This is a genomic window from Thiomicrospira sp. (assembly GCF_014859555.1).
Taxonomy (GTDB): Bacteria; Pseudomonadota; Gammaproteobacteria; order Thiomicrospirales; family Thiomicrospiraceae; genus Thiomicrospira.
The window spans coordinates 23,830-45,572 of record NZ_JACUTY010000004.1; the positions used below are offsets into that span (position 1 = coordinate 23,830).

The window sequence follows — 21,743 nt, forward strand, 5'->3', positions numbered from 1 at the left end:
GCTTGTTTGTTGGAGCTTCTATGCATTGTCCTTTCTGTAATGCCCCAGATACAAAAGTTGTCGATTCACGCTTGGCAACCGAAGGGGTTCAAGTACGTCGTCGTCGAGAATGTCTGGAGTGTGGCGAACGTTTTACCACCTACGAAAGTGCCGAGCTATCTTTGCCACGAGTGGTTAAGTCAGATGGTAATCGTGAGCGGTTTGAGGAAGAAAAAGTTCGTCGGGGTTTGATAAAAGCACTCGAAAAACGCCCGGTGGCAAGCGAACGCATAGATGAAATGGTTAACCATATTAGTAAGTTGATGATGGCGGAAGGCTCGCGTGAGATTCCATCTTCACAAATCGGTGAATGGGTCATGCAGGCTTTGCGTGAACTAGATCAAGTGGCTTATGTTCGGTTTGCATCGGTCTATCGGTCTTTCCAGGATGTGAACGCATTCCGTGAAGAAATCGAAAAACTGGTGCAAGCTACCGCCGCCAAAACGGACCGGGGTTAGATTTGTTCGGATTGGCTTGCTTCCAATATGGTGTTAAGGATTTGAGCAGGGTGTTGGTATGACTCATAACCACCAGGCCTGGATGACGCGTGCGATAGAACTGGCTAAGCAAGGCTTGTTTAGCACACGCCCTAATCCGGCGGTAGGTTGTGTGATTGTAAAACACGGAAAGCTGATTGCCGAAGGTTGGCATGTAAAAGCCGGTCAACCGCATGCCGAAGTGGTGGCGTTACAAGCGGCAGGTGATCAAGCAAAAGGCGCAACGGTTTATGTGACTTTAGAGCCGTGTTCGCATTTTGGTAAAACGCCGCCTTGCGCTGATGCTTTAATAGCCGCCGGCGTTAAGCAAGTGGTGGTGGCAATGCAAGACCCGAATCCGCTAGTGGCGGGGCAAGGTTTAGCGCGTCTGCAAGCGGCAGGGATTAAGGTTGAAGTAGGTATTCAAGCTGCGCAAGCGGCACAATTAAATCAAGGGTTTATTAAACGTATGCAAGCAAAACGTCCTTTTGTGCGCCTAAAATTGGCCAGCAGTGTGGATGGTCGTACAGCGATGGCATCCGGTGAAAGTGTGTGGATTACCGGCGAAGCCGCGCGTGAGTCCGTGCATAAATTACGCGCACGTCATGGCGCAATCATTACCGGTATTGGTACCGTATTGGCCGACGATCCGAGTTTAAACGTGCGGTTGGCGCCTGAAACTCAAGCCAAGCTTGGCTTGGATGACGTGTTATGTCATCCGATTCGGGTGGTGTTGGATCCTAATTTAAGCATGCCGTTAGAAGCCAAAATGTTGAGTTTGCCGGGTCGCACTTTAGTGATGACCAGTCAAGCGACGGCACAAAACAATAAATCGGTGGTTGAAACTTTATTGGCGCAAGGTGCCGAAATTGTCGCGGTACAGGCACAGGATGATCGTCTAGATTTAGATAGCGTGTTGGATTACTTGGCGCAAGAAGAGCAGGTCAGCGATGTGATGGTCGAATCCGGTGCGATTGTCGCCGGTGCATTTATCGAGGCCGGATTAGTGGACGAACTGCATTGGTTTGTTGCGCCGCATTTAATGGGACATCAAGGCAAACCGCTGCTAATGTTACCAGGCCTGGTGACGATGCAAGATCGCATAAGTTTAAAAGCCAAATCGGTTGAAGCGGTCGGTGATGATTGGCATTTTGTGTTTGGATTCGCGGCTCAATAATTCGACTAGCTAACCCCACTCAAACAACAGAAGGCACGACATGTTTACAGGGATTATTCAAGCGCAAGGCCAAATTCGCCGTATTGAAACCCGCCAGGGTGATTGGCGTTTAAGTGTGGATGTGGGCGATTTAGATATGTCTGATGTTCAACTGGGTGACAGCATCGCCACCAACGGTGTTTGTTTGACCGCGATTGAGTTTGATCATACCTCGTTTGTGGCGGATGTGTCCGCCGAAAGCTTAAAGGTAACGACCTTAGGCCACTTAAAAACCGGCTCAAAAGTTAACCTTGAAAAAGCGCTGCGTTTGCAAGACCGACTTGGTGGTCATTTAGTCAGTGGTCATGTTGATGGCGTCGGCACGGTCAAATCGATAGAAGCTGATGCGCGTTCATGGCGCTATAAAATTGAATCGCCGCGCGCGATTGCGCGTTATATTGCCCAAAAAGGCTCGGTGTGTATTAATGGCATAAGTTTGACGGTGAATGGCGTTGAAGATTGTGTATTTGATGTCAATATTGTTCCGCATACTCGATCCGAAACCAATATTATCGAATGGCAAGTTGGTAGCCAAGTTAACTTGGAAGTAGATTTGTTAGCGCGTTATTTAGAGCGCCTATTAACTGGCCCACAAGCAGAGTCGGCTAAATCTTTAACACCTGAATTTTTAGCAAGCCATGGCTTTATGTCATAATTTAGGTGCCCTTTAGTTAAATTGGATTAAGCCATGCGTTATTTTACACACGCAAACACTCGCACGGAAGGTGTGAGCAAAAAAGGATAAACATGCAGTTAAGTTCGATAGAAGAAATTTTAGAAGATTATCGCCAAGGCAAAATGGTGATTATTATGGACGATGAAGATCGCGAAAATGAAGGCGATCTGCTGATTCCAGCATCGGCTGTAACCGCAAGCGATATTAATTTTATGGCGCGTTATGGGCGTGGTTTGATTTGTCTGACTTTAACTAAAGAACGTTGCCAGCAGCTGCATTTGCCTTTAATGGTGCGTGATAATCAAGATCCACATGGCACCAACTTTACGGTTTCAATTGAAGCCGCGAAAGGCGTTTCAACTGGCATCTCGGCTTCTGATCGCGCGGTTACGATTCAAGCGGCGGTGAAAGCCGATGCCACCCCGGCTGATATCATTACGCCCGGCCATATTTTCCCACTGATGGCGCAACCAGGTGGCGTGTTAACTCGAGCCGGCCATACCGAAGCCGGTTGCGATATGGCGCGATTAGCTGGGTTTGAACCCGCGTCCGTGATCGTTGAAATCATGAATGAAGATGGCACCATGGCGCGTCGTGATGATCTGGAAGCCTTTGCAGAACAGCATGGTTTAAAATTGGGTACGATTGCGGATTTAATTGAATATCGCCTAAAGAACGAAAAAACCGTTGAACGTGTGTCGGAATGCGCCTTACCGACCGATTTTGGTGAATTTAAACTGATTGCTTATGAAGACGCGTTAGATCACAAAGCGCATTTTGCGTTGGTCTATGGCAAAATCGATCCAACTCAACCCACCTTAGTGCGAGTTCATATGCAGGACACGCTGTGTGATTTATTAGGTGCACAACGCCAAGAATGCGGTTGGCCTTTACGCTCGGCGATGGCGCAAGTTGCGAAGGCAGGATCAGGTGTCATTGTGCTATTACGTAAACACGAAGAAGCCAGCGAGTTACTAGACAGAATTGCGCACTATCAGCTGTCGGATCGCGGGATTAATGTGCCAGAAGCGGCGGCCGAAGACGATGCCAAAACTTTCGGCTTGGGCGCGCAGATTTTAGCCGACCTAGAGCTCAAACAATTGCGTGTGATTGGTTCCGCCTGGAAACTAAACGCCTTAAGTGGCTTTGGTTTAGAAGTGACCGAATATATTGAAAAACAAGGATAAAAACATGAAAGTAATTGCCGGAAATGTAACCGCCCAAAATATGAAAGTTGGCCTATTAGTGGGGCGTTTTAACAGCTTTGTAGTAGAACATTTAGTGCAAGGTGCGGTGGATGCCATTGTGCGTCACGGTGGCAGTGCGGATGCGATTGAGCAAGTGTATGTGCCAGGGGCGTTTGAAATGCCGATTGCGGCACAAAAAATGGCCGCGTCCGGCAAGTACGATGCGATTATTGCATTGGGTGCGGTGATTCGTGGCGGCACGCCACACTTTGAATATGTGGCAGGTGAATGCACCAAAGGCTTAAGCCAGGTGATGTTGAACCATAACATTCCAGTGGCCTTTGGTGTGTTAACGGTTGACTCAATTGAGCAAGCAATTGAACGTGCTGGCACCAAGGCAGGCAACAAAGGAGCAGAAGCGGCACTATCTGCAATTGAAATGGTTAATGTATTGAAGCAGATATAATGAACGATCCAAAAGAACTAGCGGACTTAATAAAGCAACCTTCACAAGAAGTCGAAGAGCAAGAAGCTCAGGCTAGCCCGCGCACACAGGCGCGTCGTGTTGCGCTGCAGGCGTTGTATCAGTGGCAGGTGAATCAAGAAGAGGTTTATCTAATTGAGAAACAGTTTTTTGAAGATGGCCTACTGTCTAATTTAGACCGCGAGTGGTTTAGAGAATTGTTGGCGCAGGTTTCAGCTGAATCCGAGCAGTTGGACGAGGCCTATGTGCAATTTATAGACCGTTCCGCTAAGTTGATTAACCCAGTTGAACGCACAATTTTGCGTATGGCGACTTATGAATTGCAAACCCAAATGCAAATTCCTTATAAGGTTGTGATTAATGAAGCCGTGGAGTTAACCAAGCGATTTGGTGCCGAAGATGCACATAAATATATCAATGGTGTATTAGACAAGGTTGCGAAAAAACTGCGCCCGGTCGAATTTTCAGTTTAAGCATTTTTAACCCACAAGCCCACGCCAACTGACTGGATGATTAAGTTTATAAATCATTCTGCTAATTGGCGTGGGCTTGTTGCTTTTGGCAGGCCTTGCATGGAATTTGATTTAATAGAGCAATATTTTAAACCTCTAAGCCAAACCACCAGGCCTGGTGACTTGGCGATAGGGGATGACGGTGCACTCATTACGCCGCCAGAAAATTCGCAACTGGTAGTGGTGACGGATACCTTAGTGAGCGGTGTGCATTTTTTAGCGCAGGCCAACCCTTACGATATTGGTTGGAAATCCTTAGCCGTTAATTTAAGTGATTTGGCCGCAATGGGCGCACAGCCCGCGTTTTATTCGCTTGCGCTGACCTTACCCAGCGCTGATCCGCCATGGTTAGAAGCATTTAGTCGAGGTTTGCATGATTGTGCCAAACCTTATGCCATGCCACTGATAGGCGGGGATACTACACGGGGTCCTTTATGTATTAGCGTTACCGCGCAAGCTTGGGTGCCAAAGGGTGAAGCTTTGTTAAGAAGCCGCGCTAAGTTGGGCGATGACATTTATGTCAGCGGTGCAATTGGTGAGGCGGGTTTGGGTTTGATGTTGGCGAAGGCGGGCGGTTTAACCAGTAGCACGCAAGAAGATTATGCATTAACACGACTCAATCGTCCACAAGCCAGAGTATCGCTCGGCTTGGCGTTGCGTAACCTAGCGAGCAGTGCGATTGATGTGTCGGATGGTTTGTTAGCGGATTTAAATCATATTTTACAGGCATCTAATTTAGGCGCGCAATTATACTTGGCCGATATTCCACTCAGCGACGCGGTAAAAAACTGGGCGCAAGCGAATCCGATTCAGGCTTTAAATGCGGGGGACGACTATGAGTTATGTTTTACTGCGAATCCAAACCAACGTCAGGTGATAAAGGATTTGTCAGGTTTATTGGGTTTGCCGATTCATCGAATTGGTAAGATCCGTCAAGCACCAGGCCTGGTGGTCGAAGGTTTAGTCGGCGATAAGGATGTGCGCGGGTATGAGCACTTTTAAGATTCGCACCGCACGGAGATTCGAGCAGTGCTAGGTTTAGCTAGGCTTTAAAAGCCGCTAAACCTTATTTTTTACGGCGTGCTTGAACACCTTGTGCCAAGGTTTCGAGCAGTTTCACACTGCTATTCCAGTCAATACAGGCATCGGTGATACTTTGTCCGTAAATTAAGTCTTGATCAGGGATCACATCCTGGCGACCACCTACTAAATGACTTTCTACCATCGCGCCCATAATGTGCTGAGAGCCACGTGCTAATTGGTCGGCAATCGACTGAGCAACAATCATTTGGCGTTCGTGATTTTTACTGCTATTGGCATGGCTGCAATCAATCATTAAACGAGATTGAACTTCGGCCGCTTTAAGTTGATTGACCGCATCAGCGACAAATTCTGGCTCATAATTTGGGCCAGAATTACCACCACGTAAAATAACGTGGCAATCTTGATTGCCGGTGGTGGAGAAGATCGCCGAATGACCGGTTTTGGTTAGAGATAAAAAAATGTGGGGTTTGTTTGCGGCACGAATTGCATCCACTGCGACTTTAAAACCACCGTCTGTGCCATTTTTAAAACCGACAGGGCAAGATAAGCCAGAAGCCAGTTCACGATGACCTTGGCTTTCGGTTGTGCGTGCGCCAATCGCGCCCCAACTAATCAAATCTGACACATATTGTGGTGAGATTAAATCTAAAAACTCGGTCGCGGCGGGCACACCTAAGTTATTCACGTCGACTAAAAAGCCGCGTGCCCATTCCAAGCCCTTGTTGATTTGAAAGGTTTCATTTAAGTCCGGATCGTTAATTAAGCCTTTCCAGCCTACGGTGGTGCGTGGTTTTTCAAAATACACCCGCATCACAATTAACAGGTCTTTTTCAAAAAAATCGATTTGCTGTTTTAGGCGCTGGGCGTATTCCATGCCGGCTTTTGTGTCGTGGATTGAGCAAGGCCCTATCACGACTAATAAACGATCATCTTCACCCAGCAGAATCTTGTGAATTTGTTGGCGCGTTTCATGCACGGTTTTTGAAGCGGTTTCGGATAATGGAAACTTCTCGTGAAGATCAATTGGCGGGCGCACTTCTGTAATGTGGTTAATGCGAAGGTCGTCAGTTTGATATTGCGTCATCGTTATTCAGTATCCTGCGTTTTTGGGCGGCATAAAAATCGGTTTATTATAAGCCAAATCGCCATCTGACTCCTACCAAAAACAGGTTGAATTTAATGGATTCGCATAATTTATCGCCATTTTTGAACTTCGATAGCCTAGAACAATGGGGTTTTTAATAAATTAAATGGCTTCAACGGTATTAAAAAAAAATTACTATGCTAAAATTTGCTCCAATTAAATTGATTCAAAAAGAAGTGGTAAAGTCTTGGCCCAACACTGCAAATACATTATTGAAGGTATGACCGAAGATGGTCGTAAATTCCGTCCGAGTGACTGGATTGACCGCATTTCATCGATGATGGCATCCTATGGCAAATCCCATCGTTTAGTTTACTCGGAACTCTTACACCCAGAGCTCTATAATGGTGCTAAATGCTTAATTATTGATACTGAGCTTGAGATAAAAAATCCCAGTATGTTTGAGTATGTGATGCACTTTGCAAAAAGTAATAATCTCAAAACGTCTAAGGTGTGTGACTTGGAAGAGGCAAAGCTCGGTGCTTAACGGCTAGAGCAGCCTTTATCTAGAAGGTTAAATGCTTTTCCCGAAACCACCAGGCCTGGTGGTTTCGGGTTATTGTGTTACGATTAGACAACCCCGCATAGTGGCTCTAAAGCAACCATTCAACTAAAGCTTGCTCACCCACAAATAACTGAACCGCGCCACCAACGGCGAGAAATGGGCCGAAGGCCATTTGGCTTTGCCAAGCTTGTTTACGCGAGATAATTAAGAAAATAGCAATCACAAGGCTGCTGATAGCCGCAATCACAATAATTTGCGGTAACGCACTAACGCCAAACCAAGCGCCCAGCGCGGCGGCTAATTTAAAATCGCCGTAACCCATACCGTGTTTGCCCGTCAAACGAAAGTGTATTTGATAGATTAGCCAAAGAACCCCATAACCCAATACCGCCCCTAAAATCGCTTGTTGTGGATCGGTAAACTGACCAAATGCATTAAGTAATAGCCCGAGCCAAAGCAGCGGAAGACTGAGGTTGTCGAGAATTAAGTGGTGCTCTAAATCAATCACGCTGATGGTTAACAGCCATAACAAAAACAGTGCACCAATTAGCCCATTCCAATTAAAGCCAAATTGCCAAACCGCCAGAAGAGCTAAGGCGGTCGCGCTGATTTCGATAAGCGGGTAACGCCAAGAAATGGATTGATTACAAGTTTGGCAGCGGCCTAAACTAAACAGCCAGCTCAACAAGGGAATGAGTTGATACCAGGCAAGCGGTGTTTCGCACTTGGGGCATTGTGAACCACCCAGGCTGATAGCTTTAAGTTGTTCGTCTGCGGGGTTAAGCATCACACGCGGTAAACGCCAGCTTAGCATCGAGATAAAACTACCAAATACTAGGCCTAAAAGGGCGGTAATAAATAAGTCAATCATGCATTAAGCCATGTTGAAAAGCTGTTTGAATCGCACCACTTCAAATGTTTTCTGAATCTCTTGAGACATGTTTTTGATGGTGATGTTGCTGGCATCTTGCCCCATGCGATCGCGCATTTGCAACAACATGCCCAATCCGCCACTGTCGATATGTTTGCATTGCAATAGGTCGATAATAATATGGTCGAGTTGTTTTTGAACATAAGCACTTTCAAATTCTTTAAATATATCAACGGTTAACGCACCAATTACTTGTAAATGAAGGGTTTTGTTTTCTACGTGACTACTTATGCTCATAAGGCTCTTCCAATTTATTCAGAATAGGTAACGCAGTTTCGATCATTTTCCCAAACCGTGAGGCTGTGCATTTTGACATCATCAGTTTCAATGCGTTTAGCAATTTCAGTGTAAAGGTATTGTGCAATGTGTTCAGCCGTCGGGTTGAGGCGTTGAAAGTGTGGGTGATCATTTAAAAAGGTGTGATCCAGTTCTTTTACCGCTTGTTTGGCGTGTTGTTTAATTTTTTTAAAGTCAATTAACATACCAATATCATTAAGTCTGTTGCCGCTTACCTCTACTTCGACCTTCCAGTTGTGGCCATGCAATTTTGCACAATCGCCATCATAGCCGCGTAAGCTGTGAGCGGCGGCAAAGTCGAGTAGGGTTTTAAGGGTAAATTGTTGTGCCATAAAATTCAGTCTTTTGCTAATAAGTTGCGTGAAATCAACGTGTTGCTCTGCGCGGATTAAGCACGGGATGCCAAATGCATCCATAAAGAAATAATTATAACGAAATTAGTGTTGGCGCTGGGCAATAAAGTTAATTAAATCATGCAGAAATGCGCTTTGAAAGGGTAATTTTTGATGCTGTTTATGCGCCAGATCAATTGTTTGATCACGTAAGGTTTTGGCCGCTTGCATTCCCATTAGGCTTGGAAAGGTGGATTTGTTGAGTTGTTGATCTCGGCCTTGGGTTTTGCCAAGCGTGGCGGTATTGCTTTCAATGTCAATAATGTCATCCTGAATTTGAAAGGCTAATCCGAGGGCTTCACCGAGTTTTGATAAAGTCGGCTGGTACTGGTCAAAATTCGCATGGGTTACGGCACCGAGTAACAATGCAGCTTTAATTAGAGCACCCGTTTTCATTTGATGGAGTTGTGTGAGTTTAGCTAAATCGAGTTTTTTATTTTCGCTGATGATGTCTAATATCTGTCCGCCAATCATGCCATTGGGTCCGCTGGCCTGACATAAAATATTTAAACTTTTAACAATTGCGTCAGCCGAAAGTTTTGGTGCACGGGTGATGATTTCAAAAGCCAGGGTTTGCTGAGCGTCCCCCACTAGGATCGCGGTGGCCTCGTCAAATTGTTTGTGGCAAGTGGGTTGGCCGCGTCGTAAATCATCATCATCCATCGCCGGTAGGTCGTCGTGGACAAGCGAGTAGCTGTGAATCAACTCAATCGCGCAGGCGGCTGGTTCAAGTTGTTGGCGTTCAATTCCGAGCCCTTCACCAATCGCAAATACTAAAGCAGGGCGAATGCGTTTGCCCGGGCTTAAGCTGGCATAACGGATCGCTTGATTTAAGGGTTCGGGTGTGGTTTTTAGGTATTGATCTAGGGTTTGGTTTAATACCGCTTCTAAATGTTGTTGATAGGCTAGTAATTGGGTGTTCACAAGGCGCTCTTTTTTTACTTTAAGGTTTACAGCGTTTAATGGATTCAGATTATACCAGGCCTGGTTTTTAACGACGCCCATCTCCACCGGCTTTCGCTAGCACCCAGTCGAGTGCGTGCGTCGGTAAAAGACGTTTTAGAAAAGCGAAAACTTTGGTTGGTAGGGTAACGCGATAGCGAGCCTTGGGGCGTTTTGATTGCAGCGCGTGTAATAACACCTTGCAAACTGCTTCTGGCCCTAAAGTGAATGGCGCGGAAGCTTCGGTGCTAGCCAAACGTTTAATCATGGACTGATAGTTTGTTTGGTGAACCGAGTCGTGGGCTTGAGGTTTGACCCAGTGATTAAATTCGTGATAAGCGTTGGCTCTAAATTGAGACAGAATTGGCCCGGGTTCAATTAAGCTGATTTGAATCGGGTCGTGCTTTAATTCCACTCTTAAGGTGTCGGCTAACCCCTCAATCGCATATTTGCTTGCGTTATAAGCCCCTCGATAAGCCATGGCGGCAAACCCCAGTACCGAGCTATTGTAAATAATCCGACCATGACCTTGGTGACGCATGTGCTTAATCGCCAGGTTCGTGAGTTGTTGAGTGCCAAATACATTGGTAGCAAATTGATGTTCGAGTGCCGCACGGCTTAAGTCTTCAACTGCACCGGGTAAGCCAAATGCCGCATTGTTAAATAAAGCATCAATCTGGCCATTGCTGATCTCAAGCACTTCAGTCCAAGCCTGTTCAACAGAGGCTGGGTCGGCTAGATCCAGTTGAATTACATGTAGGCCTTCTTCGCGTAAACGCTCTAGATCTTGGGCTTGGCGCACACAAGCAATTATCCGATAACCCAAGTTTTGTAGGGCATGAGCACTGTGGTGACCAATGCCGCTTGAGCAACCGGTTATTAAAATGGTTTGCGGGGGCATGATTGGGGTTGGCATGATTAAAGTCCTAATCGTTTTCAAGGTCAGCTGAATTCGCAACAAATTAACATGAAAACGGCTTTAATCGCTAGCAATTGTTTGAATAATCTCACAAGGATTGGTGTCGCATGGCGTTTCGTTTCAGGTATAATGTGGAGCTTAATTTTGTGGGGTGGTTATGGGGTTATTGAAGCGCTATTTTGTTGCAGGCCTTTTAGTTTTACTTCCCTTATGGATCACCTTTGAGGCCTTGCGTTTCTTAATTGGTCTATTTGATCGTAGCCTGTTATTGCTGCCTGCTAAATACCAACCGGATGTGCTGTTGGGTTTTGATATCCCGGGGTTTGGCATTGTCGTGTCGGTGAGTATTATTTTACTGACAGGGATGTTGGTCGCGAATATTTTAGGCCATCGAATCGTCAGTTGGTGGGAGCGCTTTTTATCCAAAATCCCATTGGTTCGTTCCATATATAGTGCGGTTAAACAAATTGCCGAAGCCTTATTTGGTTCGGGGGATCAAACCTTTCAAAAAGTGTATTTGATTCAGTATCCGCGCCCGGGTTTATGGACTTTGGCGTTTCAGACCAGTAAAAGTCGAGGTGAAGCCCAGGTTAAAACTGGTGTGGTTGCGACTATAAACTTGTTTGTGCCTACGACACCTAACCCGACTTCTGGTTTTTTTATAATCGCGTCTTTACATGAAGTCGTTGAGCTTGATATGTCGGTAGATGATGCGTTAAAAATGGTGATTTCCGGTGGGGTTGTGGTGCCGCCTTGGCCTCCGATAACTACCGAGCCAACAATCAAGGCGATTATGGCTCAAGATCCATACACTACAACAAATAATATAGATCCGGTTATTAGAAAATAAATCGAACAATTAAGAATAATTTTAAAAGGGGGTTGGCGCTGCATTTTGCCAAGCGTTGATGCCCATTATGTTGAATGAGAAAGGAAAAATAATGCGTACACACTACTGTGGTCAAGTTACAGAAGCTTTAATTGGTGAAACGGTTAGCGTCGCGGGATGGGTTCACCGTCGTCGTGACCACGGTGGTGTAATCTTTATTGATTTGCGTGATCGTGAAGGTATGTTGCAAGTGGTGGTTGATCCAGATACGGCTGAAATTTTTGCTAAAGCGGAACATTTGCGTGCCGAATGTGTGTTGACTATTACCGGCCGTATCCGTGAGCGCCCAGAAGGCACAACCAATCCTAACTTACCAACCGGTATGGTTGAAATGTTGGCGAAAGACCTAGACGTTTTGAGCATGGCCGAGCCGATTCCTTTCCAGTTAGACGACAAGCAAGTTAGCGAAGAAGTGCGTTTAAAGTATCGTTATATCGACCTACGTCGTGATGAAATGCAAAAAACCTTAATGCTGCGCTATAAAGTCACGCGATCAATGCGTAACTATTTGGATAATAACGGTTTTATTGATATCGAAACACCGATTTTGACCAAGTCGACACCAGAAGGTGCGCGTGATTATTTGGTGCCAAGCCGTACCCACGAAAACAAGTTTTTTGCTTTGCCTCAGTCGCCGCAGTTGTTTAAACAATTGTTGATGATGTCGGGCTTTGATCGTTATTACCAAATTACACGTTGTTTCCGTGACGAAGATTTGCGTGCGGATCGCCAGCCTGAGTTTACCCAGCTCGATATTGAAACTTCATTTATGTCTGAGGCCGATGTAATGGGCATGATGGAAGGGCTAACCAAAACCATCTTTAAAGACGGAATTGGGGTCGATTTTGATTATGACTTTCCGCGTATGACTTATGCCGACGCGGTTAAAAAATACGGCATTGACCGCCCAGACTTACGTATTCCGCTAGAATTAGTGGATGTGGCGGACTTATTGCAAGATATTGATTTTAAAGTGTTTGCTGGCCCAGCAAAAGATCCAAATGGTCGCGTTGCCGCTTTATGTGTGCCAGGTGCGGGCGATATGTCGCGTAAAGAAATTGACGATTACACCAAGTTTGTCGGCATTTACGGTGCGAAAGGGTTGGCTTACATTAAGATTAACGATATGTCCGCCGGAATTGATGGCTTGCAATCGCCAATTGTGAAGTTCTTCCCCGATCAAGTGATGCAGATTCTTGAACGTGTCGGTGCCAAAGATGGCGATATCGTGTTCTTTGGGGCGGATAAAGCCAAGATAGTGAACGAAGCCTTAGGCGCGTTACGTGTCAAAATTGGCGAAGATCGCAAACTCTTTACCGAGGCCTGGAAACCAGTCTGGGTGGTTGATTTCCCGATGTTTGAAGTCGATGAAAAAACCGCGCGTGTGGCCGCCATGCACCATCCGTTTACTCAACCAAAAGCGACGACAGAAGAAATCCTTAGCAGCCAAGCACCAGGTCAAATGATTGCACGTGCTTACGACTTGGTGATCAACGGTATTGAAGTTGGGGGTGGTTCGGTGCGTATTCACGAAACCAAAATGCAAGCGGCGGTATTCAAATTGTTGGGTATTTCAGACGAAGATGCGCAAGATAAATTTGGTTTCTTACTAAACGCCCTGAAATATGGTTGCCCACCCCATGCCGGTATGGCGTTTGGTTTGGATCGTCTAATTATGTTGATGGCTGAACGTGACTCAATTCGTGACGTGATCGCCTTCCCGAAAACACAATCAGCCGCTTGTTTGCTAACCGAAGCACCAGGCCTGGTGGATATGGCTCAGTTACGTGAGTTAAACCTGCGTTTAAATAAAAAGGTCGCAGACGCGCCAAAGTAGTCGCCTATGAGCCACTTACAAAACGAAATTCCGCTCCAACTTGTGTCTCGTATAAACGAGTTGGCGGCGGATGCGCAACCAGCAAAAGTATTGAATGCGGAAGATAAAGCCGCATTAATTACACGCATCAAAAAGCTCTTGAAACAGCGTAATGCGCAGATTGTGGCGCACTATTATGTCGATGCCGATCTTCAAGCTTTGGCTGAAGAAACCGGTGGCATAGTGGCGGATTCGTTGGAAATGGCTAATTTTGGTGCGCAGTCCGATGCGGATGTATTGGTGGTGTGTGGTGTGCGTTTTATGGGCGAAACCGCCAAGCTGCTAAGCCCAGAAAAGACCGTAATCATGCCGGACCTTAATGCAACCTGCTCTTTAGATGTGGGTTGTCCGGCGGATGAATTTGCCGCGTTTTGCGCGCAACACCCTGATTACACGGTAGTGGTGTATGCCAATACCAGTGTGGCGGTAAAAGCGATAGCCGATTGGGTGGTAACATCCGGTAATGCGTTGCAGATAGTCAACCACTTAAAAGCCAAGGGTGAAAAAATTATCTGGGCGCCAGACCAGCATTTGGGTAACTGGATTGAAAAAGAAACCGGTATAGAAATGCTGCGTTGGATGGGGCATTGTATTGTTCACGACGAGTTTAAAGCGTTTGAACTTGAGCAATTAAAACGCGAACATCCCGAAGCCAAACTATTGGTGCATCCAGAGTCATCCGAAGCCGTGGTCGCCTTGGCGGATGTGGTCGGTTCAACGAAGGTTTTAATTAATGCCGTGCAAACCCTGCCGGATGAAAGCTTTATTGTGGCCACAGATCACGGCATCTTTTATAAGATGCGCCAACTCGCCCCGCATAAAAAATTAATTGTGGCGCCGACTGATTCAAAAACCACGCAGTGCATCAGTTGTGCACATTGTCCGTGGATGGCCATGAACGGCCTACAGAATTTGGCGGATAGCTTAGAAAAACTCGACCAAACCATCGAGATAGAAGAATCGATCCGCCAGAAAGCGTTAAGTTCTTTGGATCGGATGTTAGCCTACTCACGTCAGATTGGTTTGGTTAAATAGAAAATTTAAGAGGAAAGCATGGCAGGACATAGTAAATGGGCAAACATTAAACACCGCAAAGCACGCCAAGATGCCAAAAAAGGCAAGGTGTTTACTAAACTGATTCGTGAGCTAGTAGTGGCGGCGAAAGCCGGCGGGCCTTACCCGGAAGATAATCCACGTTTGCGTGCGGCGGTTGATAAGGCCTTACGCGAAAACATGAAGCGTGACACCATTGATAAAGCCATTGCGCGTGGCGCAGGCAATCAAGAAGGTGACGATTATGAAGAAATTCGCTATGAAGGTTATGCGCCAGCTGGGGTTGCCGTGATGGTGGATTGTTTGACCGATAATCGGAATCGTACCGTATCAGAAGTGCGTCATGCCTTTAGTAAAAAAGGCGGCAACTTGGGCACAGACGGTTCGGTTTCTTATATGTTTAATAAACAAGGCGTGATTAGTTTTGAGCCAGGTTTAGATGAAAATTCCGTAATGGAAGCCGCGATTGAGGCGGGTGCGGATGATGTGGTTGTTAATGATGACAGCAGTATTGATGTTGTTACGCCGCCAGAAGACTTTCATACTGTGACCGATGAGTTGGTTAAAGCCGGCTACCAACCCAGTGAAGCCGATGTGCATATGGAGTCTGATATCAAAGTTAGTTTAGACTTTGATGATGCCCAAAAGGTGATGGAGCTAATTGATATGCTTGAAGATTTAGACGATGTGCAGCGAGTCTATAGCAATATGGAATTGTCGGACGAAGTCATGGCGCAATTAATGGCGGCCGACTAAACGTGAGGCACCACGCTTGAAAGTCACCCAGCGCATATTAGGCATTGATCCGGGCTCACGTAAAACTGGGTTTGGTTTAATTGAATCCGGGCGATATCATCCCACCTATGTTGTTAGCGGTGTGATCCGGGTTGAAAAATTCAGTGGCGCAGAACGCTTAAAGAATATATTTGAATCGGTTGGCCAATTGATTGATCAATATCAGCCCTCTATGATGGCGATCGAAAAAGTCTTTGTACACAAAAACCCTAGCTCGGCGATTAAATTAGGCCAAGCTCGTGGCGTGATTTTGTGTGCGGCGGCGATTAAAAATATACCCATAATTGAATATACGCCGACCCAGATTAAAAGTACCGTCGTAGGACAAGGCCATGCGGGAAAAGAAGCGGTGCAATTTATGGTCAAGCAATTATTACGCTTAACCGAAGTGCCGCAAGAAGATGCGGCGGATGCGCTGGCTTGTGCCTTGTGTCATGACCGTTATTTAAGTTTGGGCATTGACCCACAAAGCCTGTCAAAAGGCACCCACTTTAGTTAATCGTCCAAACGTGAGAAAATCACCAATGACAATGAGGTACAAGGCATGATCGGGTTTTTACGCGGCCAATTGGTGGTTAAACAGCCGCCTTTATTAGTTATTGATGTGAACGGTGTAGGCTATGAAGTTGAAGCGCCGATGTCGAGCTTTTATGCGCTAAAAGAAATTGGTTCCGAAGTGCAAATTTTAACCCATATGCATGTACGTGAAGACGCGATGTTGTTGTTTGGGTTTGTAACCGAGCAAGAGCGGGCTTTATTCCGTGAGCTGATTAAAGTCAGTGGAATTGGCGCTAAAATGGCACTGGGGATTTTATCTAGTCAAGCCGTTGATGAATTTTGCGCACATGTAAATGCCGCCGACACCGCCGCCTTGTCAAAAGTACCGGGGATCGGCAAAAAAACCGCCGAACGTTTAGTTATCGAAATGCGAGATCGTTTAAAAAGTTGGCAAATGGCGAATCCTCAAACTAATTCAACTAGCAAGTCATCACCAGGCCTGGTCACATCATATTCACATTCTGCGGTATCGGCTCTGGTATCCTTAGGCTACAAAGAATCACAAGCCGAATCCTTAATTCAAAGTGTTTATGAAGAAGGCCTGAGTCTAGAAGTGTTGATTAAACGCGCATTACAACAGGTGAAAATATGATCGAAACCGATCGCATAATCGGCAATCAGGAGCAGGATGATGACTTATACGTGCTGCCCAAAATTCGCCCACAGGTTATGCAGGACTACATTGGTCAAGTGGCGGTGCGCGAACAGTTAAATATGTTTATGAATGCCGCTAAAATGCGTCAGGAACATTTAGATCATGTATTGCTTTACGGGCCACCAGGCCTGGGTAAAACCACTTTGGCGAATATTGTGGCTCAAGAAATGGGGGCGACCTTGCGCCAAACGTCGGGTCCTGTGTTAGATAAACCCGGTGATTTGGCCGCAATTTTGACACGCTTAGAGCCCAATGATGTGTTGTTTGTGGATGAAATTCATCGCTTAAGTCCGATTGTCGAAGAAATCCTATATCCAGCAATGGAAGACTTCCAGTTGGATATTTTAATCGGTGAAGGTCCGGCTGCACATAGTGTAAAGATTGATTTGCCACCCTTTACTTTAGTGGGGGCGACCACGCGTGCAGGTTTATTGACATCCCCCTTGCGGGATCGTTTTGGTATAGTGCAGCGTTTGGAATTTTATTCAGTGGACGAGTTGACCCAAATCGTCAGTCGATCGGCTAATATTTTAGGCATTGCCTCAGATGAACAAGGTGCGCGTGAAGTTGCACAACGTTCAAGAGGCACACCACGTATTGCCAATCGTTTATTACGTCGAGTACGTGATTTCGCTCAGGTTGAAGGCCGTGGTGTGATCGACAAAAAGATTGCAAATGCGGCTCTGAATTTGCTTGAAGTTGACCTATTAGGGCTTGATAAAATGGATCGCCGTTTACTCGAAACGATCATTAGCCATTTTGATGGTGGGCCAGTCGGAATAGACAGTATGGCCACTTCGGTGGGTGAGGAGCGTGGCACAATCGAAGATGTCATCGAACCGTTTTTGGTTCAACAAGGATTTTTAATGAGAACCCCGAGAGGACGTATTGCCACCAAACGTGCATACGAACATTTGGGTTTGGATTACACAGAAAAGGAATAATAAGATGTACGATCAGTCGATGCTTGATTTAGTGTTAATGGCAAGCCCTATTGTGCAGGCCGTGATGGCGATATTGGTATTTATGTCGCTCTTGGCTTGGTCAGTAGCGATCGCCAAATCTTATGAGATACATAAGGCGAATGCCCTAGTTAAACAATTTCAAGAAGATTTTTGGGAGTCGGAAGACCTTAGCCGCATGTATAACGACATGGGGCGTTATGGGGATGACAATTCACGAGGTTTAAATGCGATTTTTGATGCCGGGTTTCAAGAGTTTGCACGATTGAAAAACCAAGGTGTAAAAGAAGCATCGGATTTGGTATCGGCTTCGCAGCGTACGATGCGCATCGCGTTCAATAAAGAAGTTGATAGATTAGAAAATCGACTAGCTTATTTAGCCACCGTTGGTTCTTCTGCACCCTATATTGGTTTATTTGGTACGGTTATTGGTGTAATGCATGCTTTTCAGGGCTTAGGTGATACGCCGAACGCCACTTTGTCGGTTGTTGCGCCGGGTATTGCCGAAGCGTTATTAGCGACAGGCATCGGTTTGTTTGCGGCTATACCAGCGGTTATTTTTTATAATAACTTAACCAATAAAGTCGATAGACTATTGAGTCGTTATGAAAGTTTTGCCGATGAGTTTTTAACGATTTTGCAGCGCCAAGCGCATGTGTCGACTAAATAAAATGCGCAATGACTTGAATCACAAAGCTCAACAAGGACAAGGGTAGGTTTTATGCAGCAAGGATTTCGAACCGCACGAGATAAACGGCGCTTAATGGCCGAAATTAATGTTGTGCCTTATATTGATGTCACCCTGGTTTTGTTGATTATTTTTATGGTCACCGCACCGATTGTGCAGCAGGCGGTGACGGTTGAGTTGCCGCAAGCGCCAGAAGTAACAACATCGGCTGAAAGCGTTCAGCCAGTGACACCTTTTGTAATTACGATTACCAAAGAGGGGCAGTATAAAACCAGTGAAGCACCAGAGGTGGTGCTAACTCAATCAGAAGTTGGGGATTTGGTGGCCGAAGTGGTGGCACGAGCTCAAATTGATGAACACTTACCTGTGTATTTGCAGGGTGATCGTGAAGCACCTTATGGCCGAGTTGTGCATTTGTTTGTGGTGCTTAAAAATAATGGTGTGCCGAATGTTTCATTGATAACCCAGCCAGAGGAACGCAAATGATTTTATTCATTAAACGTCACCCTATTGCTGTTTCGTTAGCGGTGGTACTGCATTTGACATTGGGGGTATTGATTACCAATGACTGGTTTAAACAAGCCGATGCCATAAAGGTTAATATGTCGTCCGATGGGCCATCCCAAATTGATGAAGTCGTTCAGCGTCAGCCTTTGCAAACGTTTGCGGTCGATCAACAAGTTGTTCAAGCACAGGTTGAGCGAATCAAAGCTGAACAAGAGGCGCGTCGAAAAGAACAGGAACGTTTAGCGGCTGAAGCACAGCGTAACGAACAGCGTTTAACCCAGTTACGTCGTGACCAGGAAACAGAAACACGTCGTGCAGAAGAGGCGCGTCGTCAAGCCGATATTGAACGTCAGCGCCAAGAAGCCGAACGTCAGCGTACTGCGGAAGCGCAGCGCCAAGCCGAGCAAGCGCGCAAGACGGCTTTAGAAGCGGAGCAGCGTCGTCAACAAGCTGAAAAACAAGCACGTGAAATCGCGCAAGCGGCTGCAAAACAACGTGAATCAGAAGAGAAACGTTTAAAAGAACTGGAAGCCTTGCAACGTCAAGCGCAAGAGCAAGCCGCAAAAGAACGTGCACGTCAACAAACGATTACCGAAGAGGTTAAGCAACAAGAGGCTCAAAAGCGCCAATTGGAAGCCGAAGCACTTGCCGCGCGCTTAATGCGCGAGCAATTGGAACAAGAATCCTTAGTTAAACGCTTGGCCGAAGAAGAGGCCTCTAAGCAGCGCGAAGCCGCACGTCAACGCGAAATGTTAAGTTTACGTGAAACCTATATTTCGTCTATTTCGGCAAAAGTACGTGAAAACTGGCGTACGCCAGCGAATATTTCGCCGCAAGCACAGTGTGAATTAGTCATCACCCAAACGCCAAGTGGAAATGTATCGAGTGTCCGAACAGAAAATTGTAATGAACAGGCCACACCCCAGTTTAAACAGGCGGCTGAAAGTGCGGTACTGCGTGCTCAACCTTTACCAAGGCCACCTGTAGAAGAATTGTTTGAGCGTAATATACGCTTTGTTTTTAAACCCTAAACGTAAGCCAGGTTAATTATGAAACCAGTATTTCAAGTCAAAAGTAAAATCCTAACCTTGTTGTTCTTTACATCGGGGCTAATGTTAAGTACCGCGCAGGCCAATTTAGTTATTGAAATTAGTGAGGGTTATGAAAACGCACTACCTATCGCGGTGATTCCTTTTCAGGTAGAGGGGGTGGTAGCGGTTCCGGAGGATATTTCCGGTATTGTGAGTCACAACCTACGCCGAAGTGGTCGTTTTGCGCCTTTAGCCAACAACGCGTTACCCTCTAGACCCGCGCAACTTGAGAATATCGTGTTTGAACAGTGGCGATCACAAGATATTGATCATTTGATTATGGGCAGTGTTACACCACGCCCGAATGATCGTTATGATGTTGAGATGCGCTTGGTTGATGTACTGCGTCGCCAGCAGGTTATAGGCAAACGTTGGCGTGATGTGCCTCGACAGCAATTACGCCAAGTAGCACACCAAATGTCAGATGAAATTTATCTTGAGTTAACCGGTGTTCCCGGCGCTTTTAATACACGTTTAGCTTATGTGACAATGAAAATACGTGATGGAGAACGTAATTACACTTTGGAAGTGTCTGATTCTGATGGACATAATCCTCAGCCATTATTACGTTCGAAGATGCCGATCATGTCGCCCAGTTGGTCACCAGATGGGACTAAACTGGCATATGTATCGTTTGAAACTGGGCGTTCAAATGTTGTGGTACAGAACTTAGATGGCACAAATAGAGAAGTTGTGGCGGATTTTCCAGGAATTAATAGTGCGCCATCTTGGTCACCGGATGGTAAAAGCCTAGCCATGACCTTGTCAAAAGACGGCAATGCGGATATTTATATCATGAATTTGCAAACCAAGGCTTTGCGTAAAGTGACTCGTCATTGGGCGATAGAAACCGAAGCGGCTTGGTCGGTGGATGGCAAGTCGATTTATTTCAACTCTGATCGTCGCGGTCAACCGCAGATATTTAAAATGGAGTTGGATTCCGGCAATGTATCGCGCATTTCATTTCAAGGTAATTACAATGCCAATCCAGAGGTTTCGCCAAATGGTCGTTATTTAGCCATGGTGCATTCTAATAATGGATTTAATATTGGTTTATTAGATTTATATACAAATGAATTTAATATTGTCACCGATGCATTTTTAGGTGAGTCGCCCAGTTTTGCACCTAATAGCGATATGATTGTGTATGCCATGAACCGCGATAATAAAGGCCAACTCGCCGTTGTTTCGGTTGATGGTCGGGCTTCTCAGATTCTAAGTGTGGCAGATGGACAAGTTAGGGAGCCGGCTTGGGGTCCTTATCGTGTGCAACCAAATAAATAATCAAACTCAATGAACTTGTATTTAAAAAGGATGTAGAAAATGCGCTTAACTAAGATTGTGCTGACAGGATTGTTGCTGGGCTCGTTAACCGCTTGTAGTACGATGCCTGGAGTTGACGGTTCTACAGCTGAAGATCGTCGTACGGCTGAAGCTGGTTTATTGGATCGAAATAAACAGGCAGCCGAACAGGGTGTAGAGGTCTTGTCCTTAAGTGACACCCAAGGTTTGCAAGGTGAAACCCTTATTCAGGGAGAAATTGGTGGTTTATTAGACGATGAAGCCATTCGTGATTTTTCGCCCGTGATTTACTTTGGTTATGATCAATTTTCAGTTGATGAAAAATCCACGAAAATATTGAAGCATTATGCTGATCAAATGCTTGAAAACCCAAGGTTAATGCTGAAATTAGAAGGCCATACGGACGAGCGTGGCAGCCCATCCTATAACTTAGCACTTGGCGAAAAACGAGCGAAAGCAGCGGCGGAAGTGATGATGCTGTATGGCGTAAGTACCGACCGTATTACGGTGATTAGCTTCGGTGAAGAACAACCGGCGGAGTTGGGTCATAATGAAGCGGCCTGGGATAAAAACCGCCGTGTAGAATTGCGTTTTAATTAAGGT

26 protein-coding genes are annotated in these 21,743 nt (G+C 45.9%); 20 read left to right on the forward strand and 6 right to left on the reverse strand.

Going from position 1 to position 21,743, the window contains the following annotated elements:
- Positions 1-20: 20 nt before the first annotated feature.
- The 7 genes from nrdR to thiL all read left to right on the forward strand — a co-directional run bounded on the left by nrdR (position 21) and on the right by thiL (position 5,592).
- Positions 21-497, forward strand: a complete 477-nt coding sequence (gene nrdR, locus IBX48_RS01365) for a transcriptional regulator NrdR (RefSeq protein ID WP_296829915.1) — start codon at positions 21-23, stop codon at positions 495-497.
- 58 nt (positions 498-555) lie between these two features.
- Complete coding sequence (gene ribD, locus IBX48_RS01370; protein ID WP_296829917.1) at positions 556-1,692, forward strand: bifunctional diaminohydroxyphosphoribosylaminopyrimidine deaminase/5-amino-6-(5-phosphoribosylamino)uracil reductase RibD; 1,137 nt, start codon at positions 556-558, stop codon at positions 1,690-1,692.
- Between the two features lie 40 nt (positions 1,693-1,732).
- Positions 1,733-2,386 (forward strand): riboflavin synthase, encoded by a 654-nt coding sequence (locus IBX48_RS01375; RefSeq protein WP_296829919.1) that lies wholly within the window; start codon positions 1,733-1,735, stop codon positions 2,384-2,386.
- A gap of 92 nt (positions 2,387-2,478) precedes the next feature.
- Positions 2,479-3,594 carry a bifunctional 3,4-dihydroxy-2-butanone-4-phosphate synthase/GTP cyclohydrolase II gene (ribBA, locus tag IBX48_RS01380; RefSeq protein WP_296829921.1) on the forward strand — a complete coding sequence of 372 codons (1,116 nt, stop codon included), beginning with the start codon at positions 2,479-2,481 and terminating at the stop codon, positions 3,592-3,594.
- Positions 3,595-3,598: 4 nt separating this feature from the next.
- Positions 3,599-4,060, forward strand: coding sequence for a 6,7-dimethyl-8-ribityllumazine synthase (gene ribE / locus IBX48_RS01385; protein ID WP_296829923.1), 462 nt, complete (start codon positions 3,599-3,601; stop codon positions 4,058-4,060).
- A complete protein-coding gene (nusB, locus tag IBX48_RS01390; RefSeq protein ID WP_296829926.1) occupies positions 4,060-4,551 on the forward strand; it encodes a transcription antitermination factor NusB in 492 nt (163 codons plus the stop codon). The genes ribE and nusB overlap by 1 nt, the downstream gene beginning before the upstream one ends.
- Positions 4,552-4,650: 99 nt before the next feature.
- A complete protein-coding gene (gene thiL, locus IBX48_RS01395; RefSeq protein ID WP_296829928.1) occupies positions 4,651-5,592 on the forward strand; it encodes a thiamine-phosphate kinase in 942 nt (313 codons plus the stop codon).
- A gap of 64 nt (positions 5,593-5,656) precedes the next feature.
- Here thiL and IBX48_RS01400 read toward each other — a convergent pair whose 3' ends face one another.
- On the reverse strand, positions 5,657-6,718 hold the full coding sequence (locus IBX48_RS01400) for a 3-deoxy-7-phosphoheptulonate synthase (protein WP_296829929.1): 1,062 nt from the start codon (positions 6,716-6,718) through the stop codon (positions 5,657-5,659).
- Positions 6,719-6,965: 247 nt separating this feature from the next.
- On the opposite strand from IBX48_RS01400, the gene IBX48_RS01405 reads away from it, so the two are divergent.
- Entirely contained in the window at positions 6,966-7,265 is a 300-nt protein-coding gene (locus tag IBX48_RS01405; RefSeq protein ID WP_296829930.1) for a DUF3579 domain-containing protein, read from the forward strand.
- Between the two features lie 106 nt (positions 7,266-7,371).
- On the opposite strand, the gene IBX48_RS01410 is transcribed toward IBX48_RS01405, so the two are convergent.
- From IBX48_RS01410 to IBX48_RS01430, 5 genes are all read right to left on the reverse strand, one after another.
- Positions 7,372-8,154, reverse strand: a complete 783-nt coding sequence (locus IBX48_RS01410) for an A24 family peptidase (RefSeq protein ID WP_296829931.1) — start codon at positions 8,152-8,154, stop codon at positions 7,372-7,374.
- A gap of 3 nt (positions 8,155-8,157) precedes the next feature.
- On the reverse strand, positions 8,158-8,451 hold the full coding sequence (locus tag IBX48_RS01415; RefSeq protein ID WP_296829932.1) for an STAS domain-containing protein: 294 nt from the start codon (positions 8,449-8,451) through the stop codon (positions 8,158-8,160).
- Between the two features lie 14 nt (positions 8,452-8,465).
- Entirely contained in the window at positions 8,466-8,843 is a 378-nt protein-coding gene (queD, locus tag IBX48_RS01420) for a 6-carboxytetrahydropterin synthase QueD (RefSeq protein WP_296829933.1), read from the reverse strand.
- Between the two features lie 105 nt (positions 8,844-8,948).
- Complete coding sequence (locus IBX48_RS01425; protein ID WP_296829934.1) at positions 8,949-9,908, reverse strand: polyprenyl synthetase family protein; 960 nt, start codon at positions 9,906-9,908, stop codon at positions 8,949-8,951.
- Complete coding sequence (locus IBX48_RS01430; protein ID WP_296829935.1) at positions 9,895-10,761, reverse strand: SDR family NAD(P)-dependent oxidoreductase; 867 nt, start codon at positions 10,759-10,761, stop codon at positions 9,895-9,897. The genes IBX48_RS01425 and IBX48_RS01430 overlap by 14 nt, the downstream gene beginning before the upstream one ends.
- Positions 10,762-10,921: 160 nt before the next feature.
- On the opposite strand from IBX48_RS01430, the gene IBX48_RS01435 reads away from it, so the two are divergent.
- The 12 genes from IBX48_RS01435 to IBX48_RS01490 all read left to right on the forward strand — a co-directional run bounded on the left by IBX48_RS01435 (position 10,922) and on the right by IBX48_RS01490 (position 21,740).
- A complete protein-coding gene (locus IBX48_RS01435; protein WP_296829936.1) occupies positions 10,922-11,614 on the forward strand; it encodes a DUF502 domain-containing protein in 693 nt (230 codons plus the stop codon).
- A 91-nt stretch (positions 11,615-11,705) separates the two neighbouring features.
- Positions 11,706-13,490, forward strand: a complete 1,785-nt coding sequence (gene aspS / locus IBX48_RS01440; RefSeq protein WP_296829937.1) for an aspartate--tRNA ligase — start codon at positions 11,706-11,708, stop codon at positions 13,488-13,490.
- 6 nt (positions 13,491-13,496) lie between these two features.
- Complete coding sequence (gene nadA, locus IBX48_RS01445) at positions 13,497-14,564, forward strand: quinolinate synthase NadA (RefSeq protein ID WP_296829938.1); 1,068 nt, start codon at positions 13,497-13,499, stop codon at positions 14,562-14,564.
- A gap of 18 nt (positions 14,565-14,582) precedes the next feature.
- Positions 14,583-15,338, forward strand: a complete 756-nt coding sequence (locus IBX48_RS01450) for a YebC/PmpR family DNA-binding transcriptional regulator (RefSeq protein WP_296829939.1) — start codon at positions 14,583-14,585, stop codon at positions 15,336-15,338.
- Between the two features lie 16 nt (positions 15,339-15,354).
- Positions 15,355-15,876 carry a crossover junction endodeoxyribonuclease RuvC gene (gene ruvC / locus IBX48_RS01455; protein ID WP_296829941.1) on the forward strand — a complete coding sequence of 174 codons (522 nt, stop codon included), beginning with the start codon at positions 15,355-15,357 and terminating at the stop codon, positions 15,874-15,876.
- Between the two features lie 45 nt (positions 15,877-15,921).
- On the forward strand, positions 15,922-16,527 hold the full coding sequence (ruvA, locus tag IBX48_RS01460) for a Holliday junction branch migration protein RuvA (RefSeq protein ID WP_296829943.1): 606 nt from the start codon (positions 15,922-15,924) through the stop codon (positions 16,525-16,527).
- Positions 16,524-17,534 (forward strand): Holliday junction branch migration DNA helicase RuvB, encoded by a 1,011-nt coding sequence (ruvB, locus tag IBX48_RS01465; RefSeq protein WP_296829945.1) that lies wholly within the window; start codon positions 16,524-16,526, stop codon positions 17,532-17,534. The genes ruvA and ruvB overlap by 4 nt, the downstream gene beginning before the upstream one ends.
- 4 nt (positions 17,535-17,538) lie before the next feature.
- Positions 17,539-18,222: a protein TolQ gene (gene tolQ, locus IBX48_RS01470; RefSeq protein ID WP_296829946.1), complete on the forward strand. Its 684-nt coding sequence runs from the start codon at positions 17,539-17,541 to the stop codon at positions 18,220-18,222.
- A gap of 51 nt (positions 18,223-18,273) precedes the next feature.
- Positions 18,274-18,726: a biopolymer transporter ExbD gene (locus IBX48_RS01475; protein ID WP_296829948.1), complete on the forward strand. Its 453-nt coding sequence runs from the start codon at positions 18,274-18,276 to the stop codon at positions 18,724-18,726.
- Complete coding sequence (gene tolA, locus IBX48_RS01480; protein WP_296829950.1) at positions 18,723-19,778, forward strand: cell envelope integrity protein TolA; 1,056 nt, start codon at positions 18,723-18,725, stop codon at positions 19,776-19,778. Before IBX48_RS01475 ends, tolA begins: the two co-directional genes overlap by 4 nt.
- 18 nt (positions 19,779-19,796) lie before the next feature.
- A complete protein-coding gene (gene tolB / locus IBX48_RS01485) occupies positions 19,797-21,122 on the forward strand; it encodes a Tol-Pal system beta propeller repeat protein TolB (protein ID WP_296829952.1) in 1,326 nt (441 codons plus the stop codon).
- A gap of 39 nt (positions 21,123-21,161) precedes the next feature.
- Positions 21,162-21,740: an OmpA family protein gene (locus IBX48_RS01490; RefSeq protein ID WP_296829954.1), complete on the forward strand. Its 579-nt coding sequence runs from the start codon at positions 21,162-21,164 to the stop codon at positions 21,738-21,740.
- The last annotated feature ends 3 nt before the right edge of the window (positions 21,741-21,743 follow it).